Below are 21137 nucleotides of genomic sequence, written 5' to 3'. Positions count from 1 at the left end.
CCGGGCGCGCCCTGCCGACGGCCGGACCCCGTCCTACTCGGCGGCGGCCTGGTCCACCAGCGGCAGGATCCGGTACGGCACCGGGTTCTCCAGCACGATCGCGGTGGACGAGCGGACGATCCCGTCGAAGCCCACCACCCGGTCGATCACCCGCTGCAGATCGGCGTTGGAACGGGCCACGATCCGCACCATCATGTCCCCGATCCCGGTGATGGTGTGCAGTTCCAGCACCTCCGGCACGCCCGCCAGGTGCGCCCGCACGTCCGTGCCCTGGCCCTGGGAGATCTCCAGGGTCGCGAAGGCCGTCACCGGGTAGCCGATCGCCGCCGGGTCCACCTCCGGGCCGAAGCCGCCGATCACCCCCTTGGCCTGGAGCCGGTCCAGCCGGGCCTGCACGGTGCCCCGGGCGACCTGCAGCCGGCGCGAGCACTCCAGCACCCCGATCCGGGGCTCCTCGGCGAGCAGCCGGATCAGCCGGCCGTCCAGGGCGTCGATGGTGTCGTTCGTGCTGCCCGCGACGGCGCCCTGCGGGGCGACGGGGTCGGCCGGGCCGGGGGAACTGGGAGAGCTGGGGGAGCTCGGGGATGGGGCGGGGGTCATCGCGGCACCGTCCTCCGGTGGGCATTCTGTACAGCGGCGCGGCCGATTCTCCCGCCCCGGGGCACGGCTTGACCAGCGACTCCCGGGCGGGCCGTCGGCGTGCCGAACGGACGGGTTGCTAGCGGACGGCCGTCTCCACGGTCGGGGGGTGCCCGTTCCAGGAGACGAAGACCGAGTTGGCCTGGGCGTCCCTGGTGAAGTCGATCCGCATCCACTGGGGGCCGTCCCACACCTGCATCTGCCAGCCCGGGTCCGGGGTGGCGGACACCAGCGAGGCCCGGTCGGCCTGGAGGTCCAGCGCGACCTTGCCGCCCGGGATCGGATAGCTCCTGACCGTGGACGTCGCGGTGGGCGTCGGCGCGGGCCGGCGGGTGGGCGGCGGGGCGGTCGTGACGGGGGCCGGCCCGTGCGTCGCGGTGGCGGGCGGGGAGGTCGGCTGGGCCGGGGTCGCGGACTGCGCCGCCGAGCGCGGCTGCTCGGGGGCGGCGGTCGGGGAGTACGGCGTGCCGTCGGCCTTCGGGGAGGGCAGCGGCAGTGCCGTGGGCCGCTCGAACGCGGCGCCGGTCAGCACCGCGTGCACGCCGAACCAGGACAGCGCCACCGCCGCCCCGGTGGCCGCCGCCCAGGCGCCGAGCTGTACCAGTCCGTTCCGCATCGTCCGCACATCCTGCCGTATTTCCCCCTGTCCGAGACCGGCACCCCCGGTATTCCTCAGGGCAGTTGCACAATGTCGGGACCGGCCCCCGAGGTACAGACCACTGTCCGCCGATGGCGTACCGTGCAGGCCCATGGCAACAGTGCTCGTGGTCGAGGACGACCCCTTCGTACGTTCCGCCCTCATCCGCCACCTGACGGACACCGGCCACGCGGTCCGCAGCGTGGGCACCGCACTCGAGGCGCTGCGGGAGGTCGCCCAGGTCGGCTGTGACCTGGTGATCCTCGACCTGGGCCTGCCCGACCTGGACGGCAGCGAGGCACTCAAGATGATCCGGGGCCTGACCAACGTGCCGGTGATCATCTCCACCGCCCGGGACGACGAGGCCGAGATCGTCCGGCTGCTCAACGACGGTGCCGACGACTACCTGGTGAAACCTTTCTCCGGAGAGCACCTCAGCGCCCGGATGGCCGCCGTGCTGCGCCGGCTCGGCAGCGGCGCGGCACCCGTCGCCCAGGTCCTGCGGGTCGGCGGCCTGGCCATCGACCTCCAGCGTCGCGAGGCCTCCCTGGACGGTCGGCCGCTCGACCTGACCCGCCGTGAATTCGACCTGCTGGCCTTCCTCGCCGCCCGGCCCGGCGTGGTCGTGCCGCGCAAGGAGATCCTCGCCGAGGTCTGGCAGCAGACCTACGGCGGCGACCAGACCATCGACGTCCACCTCTCCTGGCTGCGCCGCAAACTCGGCGAGACCGCCTCCAACCCCCGCTACCTGCACACCGTCCGGGGCGTGGGGGTGCGGCTGGAGGCCACCAGGGGCCCGGCGGGGCACCGGACATGAGGAGGTTCGGGCACTCGCTGCGCTGGGCCCTGATCAAGGCCGCCGTGGCCGGGACCACCATGGTCGCACTGGCCTTCCTCATCCCGCTCGGCCTGATGGTCCAGCAGACCGCCCGGGACCGGGCATTCACCGCCGCCGACCGGCAGGCGGCGGCACTCGGACCGGCCCTGGCGATCACCACCGACCAGGACGCCGTCACCCGGGCCCTGGCCAGCACGGACGCGGGCGGGCAGGGACGGATGGCGGTCCACCTGCCGGCCGCGGGGCAGCCCGAGACCCCCGGGACGGGCGGGCCCGGCGGCCCGACCCTGGGGGACGGCCGGGCCGCCGACGGCGACGTGGCCACGGCCGGCGGGCAGGGCCGCTCCTTCACCGTGCAGGTGCCCGGCGGCTACGCACTGCTCCAGCCGGTCGCGGTGGACACCGGGCGGACCGCCGTGGTCGAGGTGTTCGTGGCCGAGAGCGACCTCACCCGGGGCGTCACCACCGCCTGGCTGGTGCTCTCCGCCGTCGCGCTCGGCCTGGTCGCCATCTCGGTGCTGGTCGCCGACCGGATGGGCAACCGGATCGTCGCCTCCGCCCGGCGGCTCGCCGGCGCCGCCCGCTCGCTCGGCGCCGGCAACCTCGCCGTACGGGTCCCGGTGGAGGGCAAGCAGATCGACGGCAGCCCCGAAGAACTGCGCGAAGCCGCCCACGCGTTCAACACCATGGCCGACCGGGTGGTCCAACTCCTCGCCGCCGAACGGGAACTGGCCGCCGACCTGTCCCACCGGCTGCGCACCCCGCTGACCGTACTGCGGCTCAACGCCGCCTCGCTCGGCGACGGCGACGCGGCCGACGCCACCCGGCACGCGGTCGCCCAACTCGAGCGCGAGGTCGACCAGATCATCCGCTCGGCCCGCCGCGCCCCCGAGGACGCGCCCGCCGTCACGGTCGGCTGCGACGCCGCCGAGGTGATCCGCGAACGGGTCGGCTTCTGGTCCGCGCTGGCCGAGGACGAGGGGCGCCGTTGGCAGCTGGCCGGCGCCGAACGGGCGGCACCCGTACCCGTCCAGCGCGGCGACCTGGCGGCCGCCGTCGACGCGCTGCTCGGCAACGTCTTCCGGCACACCGCCATCGGCACCGCCTTCTCCGTGGACGTACTGGCCACCGACAGCTCGGTGATCGTGCTGGTCGGCGACGCCGGACCCGGGTACAGCGACCCGGCCGCCGCCCTCAAACGCGGCGAGGGCCACGGCGGGGAGGGCTCGACCGGCCTCGGCCTGGACATCGTCCGCAAGCTCGCCGAGGCCACCGGCGGCGATCTCGCGCTCGGCCGCTCCGCCGTCCTCGGCGGCGCCGAGACCCGGCTACGGCTGCGCACCCGGCCGCAGGAGGCGGCGCTCACGCGGACCGGGCGGCGGCGCAGCCGGGGAGCGCTCTTCCAGCGGTGACGCGGTGACGCGGTGACTGTGACGCGGCGGGGGCTCGGTGCGGGTCTTGCCGGGGTCTTGGGTGGGGGTCTTCGAGGGGTCTTCCTTAACTGCGGCCTAAGGGAGTTCTACCCCTCGCTCAGTACGCCGGTTCGGCCCCCCGGCCGCCGCTAGCGTCGGTCGCGCCGGTCACCCGACCGAGCCGGACCGGCCGACCGGACATCCGCAGGCACCCCCGTGCCCGGACGGCGGCCGACCGAAGGCACCCGCGGAGGTAACGCGCCATGACCATCCAGCCCACCCGCCGCTCCGGCCACCGCAGGCGCGGCCGCAAGGGCGCGATCATCGGGGCCGCCGCGGTCGCCGCCGCCCTGGTCGTGGGCGGGACGGTCGTCCTCGCCTCCTCGGCCAGCGCGGCCTCGCTCGGCGCCGTCTACAGCCGCACCAGCACCTGGGACGCCGGCTACACCGGCCAGTACCTGGTCACCAACCCGGACAGCAGCCCGATCGAGGACTGGACGCTCAGCTTCGACCTGCCGGCCGGAGCGAAGATCGACTCGCTCTGGAACGCCACCTACACCGCCGAGGGGCAGCACGTCACGGTCAGGCCGGAGGCCTGGAGCAAGCGGCTGGAGCCCGGCAAGAGCGTGGTGGTCGGCTTCGTCGCCCAGGGCGCGGGCGCAGCGCAGGCCGAGCCGGCCAACTGCCTGATCAACAAGGCCTCCTGCAAGGCGGGCGACGGGACCGCGCCCACCCCCTCGGGGCGTCCGACCGCCACTGCCACTGCCACTGCCTCTCCGACGACTCCTCCGACCGCGACCGCGACCGCGACCGCCAAGCCCAGTCCCACCGCCACGGCGAAGCCGACCACCCCGGCGCCGACCCCCACCCCGACCGCCACCCCCACGGCGACCGGTGTGCCCGTTCCGCCAGTCGGCGCCGGCTTCGCCCCGTACGTGGACACCTCGCTCTACCCGCCGTACGACCTGGCGGCCACCGCCAAGGCGAGCGGCGTGAAGACCTTCAACCTCGCCTTCGTGGTCTCCGGTGGCGGCTGCGTGCCCAAGTGGGGCGGCGTCAGCGACCTGTCCGCCGACGCGGTGGCCGCCCAGATCGGCGCGCTGCGGGCGACCGGCGGCGACGTCCGGATCTCCTTCGGCGGCGCCAACGGCAGCGAGCTCGCCCTCGCCTGCGGCTCCACCGCCGACCTCACGGCCGCGTACCGGAAGGTCGTGGACGCGTACGGCGCCACCAAGCTGGACTTCGACGTCGAGGGCGGCGCGATCGCCGACACCGCCGCCAACACCCGGCGCGCCCAGGCCGTCGCCCAGCTGCAGAAGAACGCCGCCGCCGAGGGCAAGGCCCTCGACGTCTCCTTCACCCTGCCCGCGCTGCCCTCCGGCCTGACCCAGGAGGGCGTCAACCTGGTCGCCGATGCCAAGGCCAACGGCGTCGCGATCGGCGCCGTCAACATCATGGCGATGGACTTCGGCGACGGCGTCGCCCCCAACCCGCAGGGCCGGATGGGCACGTACGCGATCGCCGCGGCCACCGCCACCCAGGCCCAGGTCAAGAGCGTGCTGGGGCTGGACGACGCGGCCGCCTGGCGCAAGGTCGCGGTCACCCCGATGATCGGCGTCAACGACGTGGCCAGCGAGGTCTTCACCGTCGCCGACGCCAAGCAGCTCGCCGACTTCGCCACGGCCAAGCACCTCGCCTGGCTGGCCATGTGGTCCGGCACCCGGGACAAGGCCTGCGAGGGCGGCGCCAAGGCCTACGCCGACGCCACCTGCAGCAGCGTCGTCCGGCAGCCGCTGGACTTCACCCGGGCCCTGGGGGCGTACACGGGCTGAGGCCTCTCCGAGGCCGGGACGCCGTTCGCCCGTGCCCTGCCCGTGAGCTGCCCGCGGGCAGGGCTCGGGCGGCCGGCGCCCTGCTGTCACACTGTGTAGTCGAACGTGTCCGGCCCCGTTCGGGAGGCATCCGGTATCGTCGCTGGTTGGCCGAGCGGTGGACGGAGTGAGCAGTGACAGCGGTGCAAGACGAGCGCAGCCCGGTGCGGACCGCACCCGATCCCTCGCCCGCCCCGCTGTCGGACCGGCTGCGCCGGACGCTCGGTGCTCCCGTCCAGGCCGTGCGGGAGGCCCCCCGCCGTCCGCTGCTGGCCGCCTCCGCGCTGGCGCTGCTGTCCCTGGTCGTGTACGCAGTGGTGCGCCACTTCGTCCACACCTCGATGGTGGACATGATCGTCTACCGGGCCGAGGGCGCCGCCGTCGCCAACGGCACCGACCTGTACGGGCTGCGCGTCACCGAGTGGAACCTGCCCGCGACCTACCCCCCGTTCGCGGCGATGCTGTTCGTGCCGACCACCTGGTTCCCGGTTTCCTTCCTCCGGGTCGCGATCACTCTCGGCAACCTCGGGCTGCTCGCCCTGCTGACCCACCTGTCGTTCAAGCTGGTCGGCTGGCCGCGCCGTGAGCTGCGGCCGATCGGCGTGATCCTGGTGACCGGCCTCGGGGTCTGGCTCGAGCCCGTCTTCACCACGCTCCGCTACGGTCAGATCAACCTCGCGCTCGCCTGCCTGATCCTCTGGGATCTCACCCGTCCGGCTGAACGCCGCAGCAAGGGCGTGGCGATCGGCATCGCCGCCGGCATCAAGCTCACCCCCGGCCTGTTCGCCGTCTACCTGCTGATCACCGGCCGGATCCGGGCCGCCTTCGTGGCCGGCCTGACCTTCCTCGGCACCTTCCTGCTCGGCGCCCTCGTCCTGCCCGACGCGACCTGGGGCTTCTGGACCAAGTACCTCTACGACTCCTCCCGGGTCGGCAAGACCCAGATCGTCGACAACCAGTCGCTGCGCGGCGCCTTCGCCCGCCTGCTGCACACCGCCGAGCCCGGCACCGTCGCCACCCTCGGGGCCGGCCTGGTCGCGCTGGCCGGCCTCGCCGTCGCCGCCTGGGCCGCCCGCAGCGGCCGCTGGCTGCCCCGGGCCGAGGCCTGGGGCGTCTGCTGCGCGGCCGTCACCGCCGTGCTGATCTCGCCGATCAGCTGGACCCACCACTGGGTCTGGTGCGTACCGCTGCTCGCCCTGCTCGCCGCCGAGGCCTCCGTCGAGCACGCCCGCCCGGCGGGCGTCCGCCGACTGCGCTGGCGGGCCGTCTTCTGGGCCACGCTGGTCGCCTTCCTCTCGTTCGCCATGTGGGCGGCGAAGCCGCTCGGCCCGGCCGTCCTCCACATGTCACCGTGGCGCCAGCTGCCGACCTCGGTCTACCCGTGGGTCGGACTCTGCTTCCTGCTCGCCGCCGCGATCCGGATCAGGGCGCGGCGACGTTCCGCCGGCGCTCCGCCAGTCCGGCTGCCCGGACAGCGCGACGGCGGCCCGGACGCCGCCCGCGGCCGTCAGCAGGCCCCCGCGGCCCGCTGAGCCGGCGGGGGCGCCGCTCCTGCTCCCTCGCGTGCTCCGTCGTGTGCCCCCTCGATCGGGCACGTGCCGGTGCACACCGCGACGCACGCTGTGGTGCGCGCTGTGACGCACGCCTAGGCGAGCAGCTCGGCGAGCGAGCCGTCCAGGTCCAGCGCGGCCAGCTCGCTGCCCGGCGGCACCAGCCGGTGCGCCCGCTCCAGCCAGGCCGCGACGGCCGGCAGCGGCGCCTCCAGCAGCGCGTCCCCGGCGGGCGAGCTCAGCGCCAGGCAGAGCACGCTGCGCCGGCCCGAGCGGGTCGGCCAGATCCGCACGTCGCCCTGGCCGCACGGGCGGAAGGTGCCCTCGACCAGCAGCTCGCGGGCGAACACCCAGGTCACCGGGGAGCCGGTGTCCAGGTGGAAGGTGATGTAGACCGCGTACGGGTCGTGGCTGCCGTAGGACAGCCGCGCCGGGACGGGGACGCTGTGCTCCGGCGAGAGCACCAGGTTGAGTTCCAGCTCGTGCTCGACGACGCTGACGGGGCGTTCCATGATCGTCTTCCTCTCCGCCTTCGGGGCGTGCCCGGTTCCGGGCCCTGTGACCTTTGAGAGGGCGGTCCGCACCGGCTCTTACACACGTTTCCGGGATTTCTTCGGGAAGTTCGGCGAGGGGTGGTGAACGGGCGGTTGCATGGCGCGCGCATGCTGCTCGCGCGCCTGGTTCCCTAGCGCGAGCGGCCCTCAGCTGTCCGGGGATTCGCGAACTTCCCGTCGCGACTTCGGCGAGGTACTACCCTTTGTGACTGTCCGACGACTGTCCGCCGATCGGTGGCGCCCCCATGCCCGCCGAGCGCCGACCGTGGGCCGGGTTGTGCGCGCGGGCGGACACGTCGCAGTCGAACCACGCCGATCCACCGGCCGCCCCGCGGCCTACGTCGCCGTCCCTCGTCCTTCCTCGCCTCTTCCTTGCCCCCATTCCTTGCCCTCATCAGGACCTGCCAGGAAAGAAGACCCCCATGACGGACCGCTCCTTCGCCGACGGCGACCCGGCCGTCGCACCCGAGCCGGGCTACTACCCCGACCCCTCCATCCCCGGCTTCGTCCGGTACTGGGGCGGCTCGGCCTGGGTGCCCGGCACCAGCCGACCCTCGCCCGCCGAGGGCGAGGTGCTGGAGCCGCCCCGGTACGCGACCCGCCGGCCCAACCAGGCCGGGCCGCCGGCGCGGGCGGTGCCGCCGCCGGTGGTTCCGGTGGCCGCGGTTCCGGCGGCCGTGCCGATGTCGGTGCCGGTGCCGGTGTCGGCGCCTGCGGCGGAGGGGCGGACACCTGCGGGCGGGGGCGACACCGGGCCGGTGTACTTCGACCAGACCTCGGGCGGGGCGTCCTTCGTGCTCGGGCCGCGGGTGGCGGAGGTGATCGGCGGGCCGGTGTTCCGGACCGTCGGGCCGACGGCAGGGGGCATCGACGAGCCGGTGGTCGGTACGGCGCCCGAGGCGGTGGCCGCGGCCGAGGCGATGCCCGGGGAGTCGGGATGGCAGGCCGATCCGCGGGCGCAACGGGGACTGATGGACACCGGCGATGCGCCGCGCTGGGTCTCCTGGGGGGTGCTTCCGGGGGCGTCCGAGGAGGAAGAGGGGCGCGCGGAACCGGAGCGCGCTTCTGTTGGCGTGGAACTGGCCGCCGCCGTCGCGCCCGCCACGGCGGCGGTGGTGCGGGCGGCCCCGACGCCATTCGTCGAGGCCTCGGGCGCGGTGCCGGTGGTGGTCGCGCCGGCGGTCACGGCGTCGGTGATCGAGGAAGCGATGGCGGGCACGGGCGCGGGCACGCGCTCGGGCTCGGGCGCGGCCTCGGAGCAGGCGATCTCGGTGTCGGGCCCGGCCGCGCCCACTGCGTCCGTCGTGTCCGCTGTGTCCATTGGGCCTGTTGCGTCCACGCGGCCGGTCGCGGCCGCCACAGTCGCCCCCACCACTCCGCTGCCCGCCGTGCGGCCGGCCCGGCAGGCCGCCGCCCGTCGTCGCTCCGCGGCCCCCGCCGCCGTGCCGGCCGGGCTGGGACGCCGACTGGCGGCCCGGGCAGTGGACACCGCCGTGCTGCTGGTGGTCGCCGTCGCAGCCGGCATCCCACTCGGCAACTCGGTGTCCGAGCACCTCCGGCAGAAGCTCGACCAGGCCCGGATGGCCAGCGCCCTCACCCGCCGTCAGGTCCAGGTCTGGCTGGTGGACGACGTGGTGCTGGGCAAGATCGCCGTGCTGATCGGCATCCTGCTCTTCGTCAGCCTGCTCCACGAGGTGCTGCCGATCGCCCGTACCGGCCAGACCTTCGGCAAGAGGCTGGCCCGGATCCGCGTGGTGGACGCCGCCGCCCCCGCCGCCAAGACCCGGCTGAGCCTCGGCCGCTCGCTGCTCCGGTGGGCCGTCCGACAGGTGGGCGTGGTGCTGCTGCTCGGCCTGGTCTGGCCGGTGTTCGACCGTCCGGCGAGGCGCGGGTGGCAGGACCGAGCGGCCCGGACCCGGGTGGTGCGGGCCTGAGACGGTGGGCTCCGCAGCTGAGGTGGTGGGCCCTGCAGCCCTCGGCCCTTCCGTGCCCGAGGCAGCAAAACGGACGAAATATCCCGAACCCCAAGAATGTGCGATGTTCTACTCGGGGCATGAGCACCCACGACCCCTCAGGCTCCCAGCCGGAGGGGGGCGGCAAGCCCTCCTTCGACAAGCAGTCCCCGCAGCCGGGCGGCGGCACGCCGGAAGGCGAGCCGTCGGGCCCGACCCCGTCCGAGGGCCCGTCGGAAGGCACGTCGGAAGGCCCGCCCGACGGTGCGGCCGGCGGCCCCGGCGCGTACCAGGGCACCTACGGAGGAACCACGTACGGCGGACCGGCCCACGGTCAGAACCCGCACGGCCAGAACCCGTACGGCCCGCCCCCGTCCGGCTACGGCACCGGCTACGGCCCCGGCGCATACGGGACCCCCGGCGCCGGACCGGTCCCCGGCATGCCGCCGCTCGGCACCTGGCCCAAGCGGATCGGCGCCCGGCTGATCGACTACCTCATCGTTCAAGCCATCGCCGTGCTCGTGGTGGCGCCCTTCGTCGACCTCAGCGAACGCAACGGCTCGGCCGAGGCCTTCTGGCTCGCCTGCGGCATCTACCTCATCTACGACGCCCTGATGCTCAGCCACGACGGCCAGACCCTCGGCAAGAAGGCGATGAACATCCGAGTCGCCATGCTCATCGACGGCAACACCCCCACCCAGTCCGCCGCCTGGACCCGCTCGGCGGTCTTCATCCTCCCGGCCGTACTCTGCTGCGCCGCGCTCTGGTGGGTCATCGACGGGATCTTCGGCGTCTTCGACAAGCCGTATCGGCAGTGCGTGCACGACAAGGCCGCGAAAACCGTGGTGGTCACCACGAACGTCTGAGCGGCGGCACGGAACGCGCCCGCGCCCGGCGGCGGATCACTGCTGCCGGGCGTACGCGCGTTCGGCGGCGGCGGGAAGGGTGGCAGGGGCGGCCGGGGAGGCCGGGGTGGCGGGGGTGGCCGGGGTTGCAGCGGACGCCGGGGTGGCGGGGGTGGCCGGGGTTGCAGCGGACGCCGGGGTGGCGTGGGAGGTCCCGGCCGGGCCCGGCTTCGCGGCGGTGGCCGAAGCGGACAGCGAGAGCACCGTCACCACGGTGCCGAGCGCCAGCGAGAACACCACCAGCACCGCGACCGCCAGGACGCCCGAGGCGCCCGAGACAGCCAGCAGCGCCACCGTGGCGGCGACGACAGTGAACGAGCCGAGGCAGGCCTGGGCAGCGGAGGGACGCGGCATGGCGGGGGTCCTTCGCACGTCGGAGGAAACGGGCGGGAATGGTGCCGGTTCCAGAAGTCCTACCCGGCAAGGCAGTTCGCTACCTCCAGGCTAATCCACCGGCCCGGGGGCACAGGGGGCGCACGGGCTCACCCCAGGGTCGTCCGCCCCGGTCTGTACGGTGAAGCGGAACCTGTCGACACCACACGCCACTACGCACCACCACGCGCCGCAGCGCACCATCACCACTCACCGGGGGAACCGACCGTGCCCATTCCCGCCGACTGGCCCACCACCGAGGCCGAGGCGCTCGCCGAACAACAGCGACTGCGCCCCCTCGTCCAGGCCCACGACGACCAGGAGCCCCCCAGCGGACTGATCGCCGGCGTGGACGTCGCCTACGACGACGACCGCGACCTCGTCGTCGCCGCCGCCGTCCTGCTCGACCAGGACACCCTGGACGTCGTCGAACAGGCCACCGCCGTCGGCCGGATCGCCTTCCCCTACGTCCCCGGACTGCTCGCCTTCCGCGAACTGCCCGCCGTCCTCGACGCGCTGGCCGCCCTCACCCACACCCCCGACACCGTCGTCTGCGACGGCTACGGCCTCGCCCACCCCCGCCGCCTCGGCCTCGCCAGCCACCTCGGCGTCCTCACCGGCCTGCGCACCCTCGGCGTCGCCAAAACCCCCTTCACCTTCGACCACCACGAACCCGACGCACCCCGCGGCTCCTGGACCCCGCTCACCGACCCCACCACCGGCGAAGAAGTCGGCCGCGCCGTCCGCACCCGACCCGGAGTCAAACCCGTCTTCGTCTCCGTCGGCCACCGCATCGGCCTCGACACCGCCGTCCGCACCACCCTCGACCTCGCCCACCGCTACCGCCTCCCCGAAACCACCCGACACGCGGACTCCCTGTGCCGCCGCGCCCTCGCCGAAGCCCAGCGCAGCGGGACGACCGCGAACTGACCAAGCCCCGGGCGGGATTCGGGCCCCGTGTGTTAGACATGAGACACCGGGGCCCGGCCCCGACCGCCAGGGACGGACGCACGGGGGGCGCCGAGATGGGATCAGGCACGGGGACAGGCAAGGGGACGGGTACCGGTACCGGTACCGGATCCACCGGCGGAGCCGGACAGGGCTACCGCGTCGAAACCGAACAACTCCGCACCTTCGCCGGCCAAGTACGGCTCCTGCTCGCCGACTTCCAGAAACACGCCGACGGCACCGCCACACACGGACGCAGCGGCGTCGGCAAGAACACCTTCGGCACCTTCGCCGAAGCCACCGAGATCCACGACCGCTACAGCACCATGCGGGACGCGCTGCGCGACGTCCTCAACCAGCTCCAAGAAGCCGTGAACGAAGCCCAGCAGAAGGCCGACCTCACCGCCACCACGTACGAGGAACACGACCAGCACACCGCGCAGAAACTCAAACTCGGCGGCGACGGCTGGTCCGTCGAACAACCCTCCACAACCAGCCAGGCCGCGTACGAGAAGAACCTCACCCCGTCCAACCGCGGCAACGCCACCATCTGACCGCCGCCCGCCCGGACACGAACGGAGGCGAACCGCCCGTGGTCTACACCGACTTCACCAAATACAGCCACGCCCAACTCCGCGCCATGGCACAGGCTCTCGACCCCGGCACGGTCATGGCCGCCGGCGACCCCTGGCGCACCGCCGCCGACACCCTCAAACAGATCCGCCTCACCCTCACCAAAGCCAGCACCGAAGCCGCCACCACCTGGGAAGGCACCACCAGCGACGCCTTCCACACCCGCATGCTCAACCTGGCCGCCAGCATCAACAACGCCGCCGCCTACGCCAACGACGCGGCCAACATCCTCCACAACGTCTCCGAGGCCATGGCCAAGGCCAAACGCGACATGCCCGAAGAACCCGGCAACTGGGACAAGTTCAAGGACACCGTCGGCGACGGCGTCTCCGCCGTCTTCAGCGACAGCGACGACGAACACATCCCCATCGCCGACCGCAAAAAGGCCGAAGCCGCCACCATCATGCAAACCCTCGCCATGCACTACCGCATCGCGACCCCGGCCCTGAAGGCTCCGCCGCCCTATGACCCTAAGAAGCCACCGGTGACTCCCGGCGGACGGGACGACTTTTCCGATCAGACCGCCGGCGACCCGAGTGCATTCGCCGCAGTGGGCGGTGTGATGACCGGCATGGGCGTCGGCAATCTCAATTCGGTTGGAGGATCCTTCGGCAAGTCCATGGATGCCCCGGCTGAGCCTCGGAACCGCAGCGGGAGCAGGGGCGGTGTGGTTGCTCCGAAGCCGTCGACCACCTCACGAAACGCGTCGATTCCATCGGAGCCCGGGATCGCGGGCGGAACGGCAAAGGCTGCAGGGAAGCCCGAGGCGGCCAATTTCGGTGCGGGAACCGCGGTCGACGGTGTGAACACCATTTCGAAGCCGACGGCGGGCGGGCCGTCGCCCGTCGGGGTGACGGGCACGCCGACCCCGACCGGATCCGGACCGCAGACCGGTGCCAGCCCCACTTGGCTTGGCCCCAGCCGGGGAGAACCGGAACCCGGCCTGTTTGGCGGTGGAGGGCAGAAGCAGGAATTCGTCGAGCGAGGGATTGCCAGCCGGGGTGACCATCCGATAGGCCCGGGAGCAGTCCGTGGCGGCTCGGCACGCGCCGCTGAGGGTATCCACGGGGGCAGCCCCGGCATGGCAGGCCCCGAAAACGGCCGAACGGGTGGCACCGTGGTCGGGGCAGGCGAGCGAGCTGTGCCAGGAGGCAAGGCGTCTGCGGGCGAAGCGATGCCGGGCGGCAAGCGGGCCTTCACCGAGGGCGGGTCTGGTCTGGGACAGCGCGGCAGGCTTCGGGCGGAGTCGGCGGCCACGTCTGGAGGTTCCTCAAGCTCGGCGCTTCCGCTCGGAGGGGGGCATGGGCGGGGCAAGGACAAGGAGAAGGACCGCAAGCGGCCGGACTACCTGGTGGAGGACGAGGAGACCTGGGCGTCAGACGAGCCCGCCAATCCTGACGTGGTGAAATGACCCTGGTCCTCAGGAGACCAGGTGATTCGATCAGGGCCTTCGTGGTTCGTGGACCACGGGGCCGTCGCTGTGCTGAGTGGGGTGACCGGCCTTGGGAGACTGGCAGCTTCGGCGTGGGGTGACTGCGCTGATGGCGGGAGGTTTGGTTGCCGCGATCAGCGCTGGCCCGGCTTGTGCGGACAGTACCCGTGATGCGCAGTGGGTGCTGACCAACTACGACGCTGGAAGCGCGTTGTGGCCGGTGTCGCAAGGCAGCGGCATCACGGTAGCTGTGATCGACAGCGGTGTTATGAATAGTCATCAGGACCTGATCGGCCAAGTGCTCGCTGGTGCCGACTTCACCGGCGAGGGCAGTGACGGCACGATCGACAAGGACGGCCACGGGACCGGCATGGCGAGCCTCATCGCCGGGCATGGCCACGGTGACAACGCCGGGATCATGGGACTGGCTCCGAAGGCCAAGATTCTTCCGGTCCGGGTGAGCTGGAGCACCGATGGTGCCGTGGCGCAGAGTGGGCTGGCGAAGGGCATCCGGTTCGCCGTAGACCACGGCGCCAAGGTGGTCAACATGTCGATCGGCGGCTACTCGGGAACCGACCAGGAGACCAGGGCGGCCGTCAAGTACGCCATCGACCACGATGTGGTCCTCGTCGCGTCGAACGGAAACAGCGGGCAGGAGGCGGCGCCTGTCGAGTATCCGGCCGCGTTTCCGGGCGTGGTGGCGGTGGGCGCGGTGAATCGGCAGGGGCGTTTGTGGGAGAAGTCCACGTACGGACCGGAGACCACTCTTGCAGGACCCGGCGCAGAGATCTACCGGGCGAGTGCCAAGTCCTCGACAGGCTACGGGGTTGCCAACGGCACCTCCGATTCCACTGCCTACGTTTCCGCCACTGCCGCGCTCATTCGCTCCAAGTACCCCAACCTGTCGGCCGGGCAGGTCATCAATCGGATGATCAAGTCGGCTACCCCTCCCGCCGATGGGACGGTGGTGCCCAACAACCATTACGGGTACGGGATCCTCGCGCCTGCGAAGGCTCTGGAGGCGAATCCTGCTGTGGACAACGGGCCTCTGGGGAACCCGTTGGTGAATCGGCCGGAGTCGCGGGGCGCGCCGCCGGCGGATGATCCGACGGATGAGGCTTCGGATGCGGCTGTCGCGCCTGGGGCGGATGGTGGGGGGAGTAGCGGGAACGGGATGGGGCTTGTCGTGGGGGCGGCGGCCGGTGGGGTGGTGCTCGTGGTGGGTGTGGTGGTTGCGCTGGTGGTGCGGGTTCGGCGGCGGAGGCGGGTGGCGGCCGGCGGGGGGTACCAGCAGCCTCCGTTTGGCGGGACGTATCAGTGAGTGCTCAGCCATTCCTCCCGTAGGGCGGCCATGTGGAGGACGTCCCAGTAGCGGTTGTCCCAGGGGGGCCTCGCGGGCGCGGTCTTCGAGGGTGAAGCCGGATTTGCGTAGGTGTGGGCGGGCCGGCGGTCGTGCGGCTCAGGATGGCCGGGGGGTTCCGGTTCGTCCACGCGTTTCATTCGGCGACGGCGATCTGTTCCCGGTGGTGTGTGGGGGTGGTGAGTTCGTCGACGATGGCGGTGGCGAGGTCGGCCTGGGCGATGCGGGGGCCGAGGACGTGGGGGCCGCCGACGCGGTAGCGGCCGGTGCGGGGGGCAGTGCGGTCGAGGTCCATCGGCGGGGTGACGACGACCCAGTCGAGGGTGGTGGGGGAGGCGTGGAGGAGGTCGTGGGCGGCGCTGTGGCCGAGCGAGAAGGCGCGGTAGGCGTCGGGGAAGTCGGGGTCGTCGTGGATGGCGGTGCCGGGGGTGGTCTGCAGGGTGGTGGCGACGCCGACGTGGACGAGGCGTCGCACGCCGGCTTGGCCGAGGCCGGTGACCAGGGCGGTGGTGGCGGCACGGTAGAAGTCGGTGGAGGGGGTGTCGGGGGTGTAGATGCTGCTGACGGCGGCGGCGTGACCGGGGGCGGTGGTGGCGATGGCGGCGGGGTCGGTGACGTCGCAGCGCAGGAGGGTGACGCCGTCGCGGTCGAGGTCGGTGTGGCGTTCGGGGTGGCGGACGGCGGCGGTGACGGTGAGTCCGCGCCGGAGGGCCTCGGCGATGACGGCGCGGCCGACCTGGCCGCCCGCGCCGTAGACGATGACGTCCGTGGTGTGCTGGGCGTCCTTCGGGGCGGTGGCGTCGGTGGTGTCGTTGCTGGTCATGGCGGTCTTCCGTCCGTTGGGGCGGGCGTTGTCGCCCGCCGGTGTGGTGACGGTAGACCGGGGGGTGCCGGTTACTTCAACGGTACCGGGGCGGTACTGGGGGGACGTCGGGTGATGCCGGGGCGGCGGCGGGTACGGTCGGGGTATGACTGGGGGTACGGCAGTGAGTGTGGAGCAGGGTGGCGCCGCGGTGCCGTTGACGGCGGACTTCTTCCCGGACTGCCCGGTGCCGGCCGTGCCGGTGTTGGGCAGCCGGAAGTGGGCGTGGAAGATCATGCGCTGCCTGGAGGGCGGTCCGCGCCGCTTCTCGGAGTTGCGGGTGCCGTTGGTGGGGATCACCGCCAAGGTGTTGGCGGAGTCGCTGCGTTCGATGGAGCAGGACGGTGTGGTGGACCGCACCGAGTACGGCGGGAATCCGCCGCGGGTCGAGTACGCGCTCACGTCGTTGGGCCGGACGTTGCTGGGGCCGATGGACGCGGTGTGCGCGTGGAGCCGTGAGCACCTGGGCGGTCTGCTGGCGGCGCGGGTGGAGTACGAGCGGAAGCGCTGAGCGGGGCCCGACGGGGCTGGCAGTATTTCGGCGGCCGCTGGCGTTCCTGCCGCTGGTGGGGTGCTTGCGGTGGCGGCCATGCTGGGCCCATGAGCACTTCTGAGAACGCCCCGGACACCGCGAACGCCACGGACGCCACGAACGCCTCCGGCGCCGCCGCCGGGGAGATCGTCCCCGACACCAAGGACTGGACCTGGGTGCTCGAACGCCCGTGCTCCGACTGTGGGTTGGACACGCCGAAGGTGGTGCCCGCGGATGTCGCCGGGATGATCAGGGCCAATGCGGAGGGCTGGCTGGCGGTGCTGGCCGGGGACGAGGACGGGCTGCGCCGTCGGCCGGAGCCGGGTGTCTGGTCGGACCTGGAGTACGCGTGCCACGTCCGGGACGTCTTCCGGCTGTTCCACGTCCGGTTGAACCTCATGCTCGACCGGGACGACCCGCTGTTCGCGAACTGGGACCAGGACGAGACGGCCGTCGCCGAGCGTTACGGGGAGCAGCTGCCGCGGGTGGTGGCGGGGGAGCTGGCGGAGGCTGCGGAGACGCTGGCCGCGGCCTTCGAACGGGTGGCCGGCGAGCAGTGGCTGCGGACCGGGAGCCGCTCCGACGGGGCGCGGTTCACGGTCGAGTCGTTCTCCCGGTACCTGATCCACGACCCGGTGCACCACCTGTGCGACGTGACGGGCGAGCGGGTCTGAGACCCTCCGAGGGTCGCGCGGGGCGCGAGGTCACCAGCCGGAGGCCTCGCGCAGCATGGTGCGGCGCAGTCGTCCGGCGACGCTGGCGGCGTCGGTGCCGATGACGTCGGCGATCTCGGGGGCGGCGAGGCCGACGACGTAGTGCAGGATCGCCAGGTCGTCCTCGGCGGGGTGGCGGTCCGGGTCCGGCGACTCCCGCCGGGTGTGCTGGGCGACGGTGCCGCGCAGGATCTCCCAGGCGTGCGCGGTCGGGTTGGAGCTGCCCATCAACTCGCGCCAGTGCACCGCGATTTCGGCGAAGGCCTGTTGGACGGCGGTGGCCGCGTCGCTGCGCTCGGTCAGCCACACCCGGGCGTAGCTGAGGTACCGGGGGCGGTGGAGTTCGCAGAATGCGGTGAACTCCAGAGGTACGTCCTCCGGCTCGCCGGGCCCCGGGGGTGGCTCGGCGGAAGTCGTGTGACGGTTGGTCATCTCGTCTTCTCGGAAAGGGAGATGGGTCTTTGGCGGTCGATCATCTGTGCTCACTCTACGGTAGGCCCTCGGTGCGCTGGGTGACCAATCCGATGGAATGCCCGGAACCCGCCGCCGCCCGGCCGGTTCCGGTGACGACCGGGTGCGGAGCGGTGGTGGAGCGGCCGGGCGGCGGACCGGCGCGGGGCCGGCGGGGCGGTGCCGCGCAGTGGCGGGGGAGGCGTAGGTGCGAGCGCGTCGCAGCTGGTCAGAGGGTATAGGACGGCCATGACTGCAAGGCAGTTGATGTGCCACCGTAGGGCTTGTGACGGCTGACGTCCACGCCCCCGGCGCGAACCCGCGCCCGCACAACCACCCGCGCAACCGCGCTCACGATTACCGCGGCGATCAACGCGCCGAGGGGTGCGGACAGGGACGAGGGCGTCACCACGACCGCCCGTACGACCACACGCATGGCCGCATCCGGGGCCGCGTCCGGGGCCGTGGTCGGGGGCGGGGTCGCTGATCCGGGTGGTCCTGCGGTTGCCGGTCGCCCCCGTGCACATCGACCACGCCCCGGCGGCCGGAAGCTGGCTTCGGCGGCCGGGGCGAAGCGGACGGGCGAAGCGGGCGGCCGAAGCGGACGAGTGGTGCGGTCGCCCGCCGGGAGCTCGTCCGTCGGGAGGCTGTCCGTCAGGAGGTCGTCCCGGCCTCCGACGGGGAGAGCCGGTCGGGGGCGGTGTCCCGTTCGAGCTGGGCGGGGAAGGACTCGACGGCCCGTCGCCGGGCGGCCTGCGCGGCCGTGGCGGCTGCGGCCGCAGCCGCCGCAGCTGCTCCGGCGGCGGCCTCCTCGCGCTCGCACCGGTGTGCCGCACCGACGGCGTGCGCCCCGGTCGCGTGCGCCCCGGAGGCGTGCGAGCCAGGGCCGTGCGCCCCGGCCGCGTGCACCGCCGGAGTGTGTCCGCCGGTGGTGCCGTGTCCGCCGGTGGTGCCGTGTCCTCCGGGAGGCCGTCCCGTCGCGGCTCGTCGGCGTCGGCCGACCGCGGCCCGGGCGGCGTGTTCCTCGGCCGCCTGTCTGGCGGCCAGGTAGGCCTGTACCGCCGCCATGCCGTAGACCGGCTGGATGAGCTGGTGGCCTTTGAAGAACGGTCTGGCCGGGGCGAATCCGGCGGCGACGACCAGGTCGCGGATCTCTGCTATCTCGGCTTCACTGCGGGCGGTGAAGCGGACCTCCCAGCCCTTCTTGTACGTATGGCCCTTTTCGCCGCTCCGGCGGGCGGGGTCCGGGCGGCGGACGTATCCGGGCAGGCGGCCGAGGCGGAGCTGGGCCGCGCGGAGGCCGGCGGTCTCGTCACGTGACATGACGTAAGCCTAGGCAATCCTTGGGGTGGGATTGACGCCCGGAGGGTCCCTCGCCGTATGCCCTTGGTCACTCTGGGTCAGGCGACCAGGTCGGCGATCGTTTTCAATCAGATATGACAACTGTATGGGCGTCAATTACTCCAAATGAGTGAGGGTATGAGGACTTTAGTGCGGGCTGGTCCCGGTTTCGCGACGGTTGCGTAACAGTGCGTCAGGCTCCCGGTCGCGGGTCGCGGCGGTTGGGGATGGTGTCGGCATGAGCTACCGGATTCCCTCGCCTCCGCTGTCGCTGGAGGAGCTGGCGAAGCGTCAGCAGAACGTCGTCACCGCGAGTCAGCTGCGCGCCCGGGGCGTGCCGGCTCGTGTCGTCACCGAGCACTGCCGCCGGGGCGGCCCCTGGCGGCGGCTGCTGCCCAGGGTCTACCTGCTGCAGTCCGACGAGCCCACCCCGGAGCAGCGGATCTGGGCCGCGCTGCTGTACGCGGCGCAGAACGGTCGCGAGGAGGGCCGCCGCGAGGGCGCGGTGATCACCGGGGCGGCCGCGCTGGCGCTGTACGGCTTCGCGGCCGTGCCCCGACTGCCCGCGGTGACCGGGGTGGACGTCCTGGTGCCCCGCCAGCGTCGGCTGAAGGACGTCGGCGAGGTGCGGATCCGGCGCACCGAACGGGAGTTGGTGGCCCGCTCGGTGCACGGCCTGGCCTGTGCGCCGGTGGCCCGGGCGGTCGCGGACGCGCTCGGCGAGTGGACGGCGGACCCGGGGGCTCCGGCGCCGGTGCGCGCGGTGCTGCGGGAAGCCGTCTCCCGTGGCGAGAACGGCTGCACGGTACGCGAGTTGGCCGCCGAGCTGATCGAGTCCGGGCTGACCGACGAGCCCCGGGTGCGTGCCGCGCTGGACGAACTCCTCGCCGCCGAGCGGGACTCGGTGCTGGAGCGGGTCGGTCACCTGGTGGACGAGTGGCTGCTGCCGGTCCCGCTGAACGCCCCCGAGCTGCGGATGCGCCGCGGCACGTACATCGCCGTCCCGGACCTCTACTGGCCGGAGCGCGGCGTCGCGGTGGAGGTGGACTCGGACCTGCGCTGCGTCAGCGAGGGCGAGGCGGCCTGGGTGCGCGGCGGCCAGCACCGGATGGAGTACCTGGGCATCCGCGTGGTGTACGTCTCCGGGGCCCGGCTGGCCGCCGACCCGGACGCGGTCGGCGGCGAGCTGCGCGAGGCCCATCGGGTCGGCGGCACGGACGTGGTGGAGCTTCTGGTGGTCTGAACCTCCCGGTGTCCTCCCGGTGCCGTCGGCGCGGCATCACGGGGCATCACGGGGCGTCAGGCGGGGGCGCTAGGAACGGACCACCGGTGTGCCGACCAGCTCGACCCCGGCCGCCCGCAGCTCCTCCAGCGCGGCGGCGGTGGTCTCCGCGGCCACCCCGGCGGTGAGGTCCAGCAGGACGCGGGTGGCGAAGCCCGCCCGGGCGGCGTCCAGCGCGGTCGCCCGGACGCAGTGGTCGGTGGCGATGCCCACCACGTCGACCTCGTCGACCTGCCGCTCGCGCAGCCACTCCACCGGACCGCGGTTGTTCTCGTCCAGCCCCTCGAAGCCGCTGTACGCCGCCGAGTGGGCGCCCTTCTCGAAGACCGCCTCGACCGCGCCGGAGATCACGGCGGGCGCGAAGTTCGGGTGGAAGCCCACGCCCTCGGTGCCGGCCACGCAGTGCGGCGGCCAGCTGTCGACGTAGTCCGGCTCGGTGGAGAAGTGCGCACCCGGGTCGATGTGGTGGTCGCGGGTGGCGAGGATGTGCTGGTAGCCGGGGGAGGATTCGGCGATCAGGTCGGTGATGGCGGCGGCCACCTCGGCGCCGCCGGTGACGGCCAGGCTGCCGCCCTCGCAGAAGTCGTTCTGAACGTCGACGACGATCAGTGCCCGGTGCATGGCTCGCATCCTCGGATGTCGGGGGCCCGCGGGAGGCGGCGCCCCGGTGGGGGAGCCCTCGGGAGTACTCGGCCCGGCGGTGCGGGGCTCGGGGGTTCTCGGGGAGCTCCGGGGAACTCTACGGCTGACTCTAGGGAGTGCCGCGCGGGGGCGGAAGTCCCGGGGCCGGCCCGGTGGCCGGACCCGGGGCCTCCGCGTGGCGACCGACTGACGACGGGCCGGGTCGGCGGACC

21 protein-coding genes are annotated in these 21137 nt (G+C 73.1%); 13 read left to right on the top strand and 8 right to left on the bottom strand.

Annotated elements, in window-relative coordinates; all coding sequences use genetic code 11:
* Nucleotides 1-33: 33 nt before the first annotated feature.
* Together ACZ52R_RS18485 and ACZ52R_RS18480 are read right to left on the bottom strand one after the other, a co-directional pair.
* Nucleotides 34-600 (bottom strand): Lrp/AsnC family transcriptional regulator, encoded by a 567-nt coding sequence (locus tag ACZ52R_RS18485; RefSeq protein ID WP_465620359.1) that lies wholly within the window; start codon nucleotides 598-600, stop codon nucleotides 34-36.
* A gap of 118 nt (nucleotides 601-718) precedes the next feature.
* Entirely contained in the window at nucleotides 719-1255 is a 537-nt protein-coding gene (locus tag ACZ52R_RS18480; protein ID WP_465620360.1) for a hypothetical protein, read from the bottom strand.
* A 133-nt stretch (nucleotides 1256-1388) separates the two neighbouring features.
* On the opposite strand from ACZ52R_RS18480, the gene ACZ52R_RS18475 reads away from it, so the two are divergent.
* The 4 genes from ACZ52R_RS18475 (at nucleotide 1389) to ACZ52R_RS18460 (ending at nucleotide 6929) form a co-directional block, all read left to right on the top strand.
* Complete coding sequence (locus ACZ52R_RS18475; protein WP_465620362.1) at nucleotides 1389-2093, top strand: response regulator transcription factor; 705 nt, start codon at nucleotides 1389-1391, stop codon at nucleotides 2091-2093.
* Nucleotides 2090-3526 (top strand): sensor histidine kinase, encoded by a 1437-nt coding sequence (locus tag ACZ52R_RS18470; protein ID WP_465663529.1) that lies wholly within the window; start codon nucleotides 2090-2092, stop codon nucleotides 3524-3526. The genes ACZ52R_RS18475 and ACZ52R_RS18470 overlap by 4 nt, the downstream gene beginning before the upstream one ends.
* Nucleotides 3527-3789: 263 nt before the next feature.
* Nucleotides 3790-5358 (top strand): glycoside hydrolase family 18 protein, encoded by a 1569-nt coding sequence (locus tag ACZ52R_RS18465; RefSeq protein ID WP_465753745.1) that lies wholly within the window; start codon nucleotides 3790-3792, stop codon nucleotides 5356-5358.
* 173 nt (nucleotides 5359-5531) lie between these two features.
* A complete protein-coding gene (locus tag ACZ52R_RS18460; protein WP_465753744.1) occupies nucleotides 5532-6929 on the top strand; it encodes a glycosyltransferase 87 family protein in 1398 nt (465 codons plus the stop codon).
* Nucleotides 6930-7042: 113 nt separating this feature from the next.
* On the opposite strand, the gene ACZ52R_RS18455 is transcribed toward ACZ52R_RS18460, so the two are convergent.
* On the bottom strand, nucleotides 7043-7459 hold the full coding sequence (locus ACZ52R_RS18455; protein WP_350634093.1) for an SsgA family sporulation/cell division regulator: 417 nt from the start codon (nucleotides 7457-7459) through the stop codon (nucleotides 7043-7045).
* A 464-nt stretch (nucleotides 7460-7923) separates the two neighbouring features.
* Here ACZ52R_RS18455 and ACZ52R_RS18450 point away from each other — a divergent pair, with 464 nt between their 5' ends.
* Together ACZ52R_RS18450 and ACZ52R_RS18445 are read left to right on the top strand one after the other, a co-directional pair.
* Nucleotides 7924-9435, top strand: a complete 1512-nt coding sequence (locus ACZ52R_RS18450) for an RDD family protein (protein WP_465753743.1) — start codon at nucleotides 7924-7926, stop codon at nucleotides 9433-9435.
* Nucleotides 9436-9554: 119 nt separating this feature from the next.
* Nucleotides 9555-10319 carry an RDD family protein gene (locus ACZ52R_RS18445; protein ID WP_465620371.1) on the top strand — a complete coding sequence of 255 codons (765 nt, stop codon included), beginning with the start codon at nucleotides 9555-9557 and terminating at the stop codon, nucleotides 10317-10319.
* A 36-nt stretch (nucleotides 10320-10355) separates the two neighbouring features.
* On the opposite strand, the gene ACZ52R_RS18440 is transcribed toward ACZ52R_RS18445, so the two are convergent.
* Nucleotides 10356-10712, bottom strand: coding sequence for a hypothetical protein (locus tag ACZ52R_RS18440; protein ID WP_465753742.1), 357 nt, complete (start codon nucleotides 10710-10712; stop codon nucleotides 10356-10358).
* Between the two features lie 246 nt (nucleotides 10713-10958).
* On the opposite strand from ACZ52R_RS18440, the gene ACZ52R_RS18435 reads away from it, so the two are divergent.
* The 4 genes from ACZ52R_RS18435 to mycP all read left to right on the top strand — a co-directional run bounded on the left by ACZ52R_RS18435 (nucleotide 10959) and on the right by mycP (nucleotide 15064).
* Nucleotides 10959-11660 carry an endonuclease V gene (locus ACZ52R_RS18435; RefSeq protein ID WP_465620375.1) on the top strand — a complete coding sequence of 234 codons (702 nt, stop codon included), beginning with the start codon at nucleotides 10959-10961 and terminating at the stop codon, nucleotides 11658-11660.
* A 95-nt stretch (nucleotides 11661-11755) separates the two neighbouring features.
* The gene (locus ACZ52R_RS18430; protein WP_360496845.1) at nucleotides 11756-12232 is read left to right on the top strand and encodes a type VII secretion target; all 477 of its coding nucleotides are present in this window, start codon (nucleotides 11756-11758) and stop codon (nucleotides 12230-12232) included.
* Nucleotides 12233-12270: 38 nt separating this feature from the next.
* Entirely contained in the window at nucleotides 12271-13722 is a 1452-nt protein-coding gene (locus ACZ52R_RS18425) for a WXG100 family type VII secretion target (RefSeq protein ID WP_465753741.1), read from the top strand.
* Nucleotides 13723-13924: 202 nt separating this feature from the next.
* Entirely contained in the window at nucleotides 13925-15064 is a 1140-nt protein-coding gene (gene mycP, locus ACZ52R_RS18420) for a type VII secretion-associated serine protease mycosin (RefSeq protein WP_465753740.1), read from the top strand.
* Nucleotides 15065-15239: 175 nt separating this feature from the next.
* Here mycP and ACZ52R_RS18415 read toward each other — a convergent pair whose 3' ends face one another.
* Nucleotides 15240-15926, bottom strand: a complete 687-nt coding sequence (locus ACZ52R_RS18415) for an NAD(P)-dependent oxidoreductase (RefSeq protein ID WP_465753739.1) — start codon at nucleotides 15924-15926, stop codon at nucleotides 15240-15242.
* Between the two features lie 145 nt (nucleotides 15927-16071).
* Between ACZ52R_RS18415 and ACZ52R_RS18410 the strand changes: the two genes are divergently transcribed.
* Nucleotides 16072-16476 carry a winged helix-turn-helix transcriptional regulator gene (locus ACZ52R_RS18410; protein ID WP_465753738.1) on the top strand — a complete coding sequence of 135 codons (405 nt, stop codon included), beginning with the start codon at nucleotides 16072-16074 and terminating at the stop codon, nucleotides 16474-16476.
* 89 nt (nucleotides 16477-16565) lie between these two features.
* Nucleotides 16566-17171, top strand: a complete 606-nt coding sequence (locus tag ACZ52R_RS18405; RefSeq protein ID WP_465753737.1) for a DinB family protein — start codon at nucleotides 16566-16568, stop codon at nucleotides 17169-17171.
* 30 nt (nucleotides 17172-17201) lie between these two features.
* On the opposite strand, the gene ACZ52R_RS18400 is transcribed toward ACZ52R_RS18405, so the two are convergent.
* Together ACZ52R_RS18400 and ACZ52R_RS18395 are read right to left on the bottom strand one after the other, a co-directional pair.
* The gene (locus ACZ52R_RS18400) at nucleotides 17202-17642 is read right to left on the bottom strand and encodes an RNA polymerase sigma factor (RefSeq protein WP_360496864.1); all 441 of its coding nucleotides are present in this window, start codon (nucleotides 17640-17642) and stop codon (nucleotides 17202-17204) included.
* A 672-nt stretch (nucleotides 17643-18314) separates the two neighbouring features.
* A complete protein-coding gene (locus ACZ52R_RS18395) occupies nucleotides 18315-18983 on the bottom strand; it encodes a hypothetical protein (protein WP_465753736.1) in 669 nt (222 codons plus the stop codon).
* Nucleotides 18984-19239: 256 nt separating this feature from the next.
* On the opposite strand from ACZ52R_RS18395, the gene ACZ52R_RS18390 reads away from it, so the two are divergent.
* Nucleotides 19240-20244: a hypothetical protein gene (locus ACZ52R_RS18390; protein WP_465753735.1), complete on the top strand. Its 1005-nt coding sequence runs from the start codon at nucleotides 19240-19242 to the stop codon at nucleotides 20242-20244.
* A gap of 69 nt (nucleotides 20245-20313) precedes the next feature.
* Here the strand turns inward: ACZ52R_RS18390 and ACZ52R_RS18385 are convergent, their stop codons facing one another.
* A complete protein-coding gene (locus ACZ52R_RS18385; protein ID WP_465620388.1) occupies nucleotides 20314-20904 on the bottom strand; it encodes an isochorismatase family protein in 591 nt (196 codons plus the stop codon).
* Between the last annotated feature and the right edge of the window lie 233 nt (nucleotides 20905-21137).

The organism is Kitasatospora sp. NPDC034023 (genome assembly GCF_055575795.1).
The sequence above is the reverse complement of the archived record's forward strand: the minus strand, read 5'-3'. Positions and strand labels throughout refer to the sequence as shown.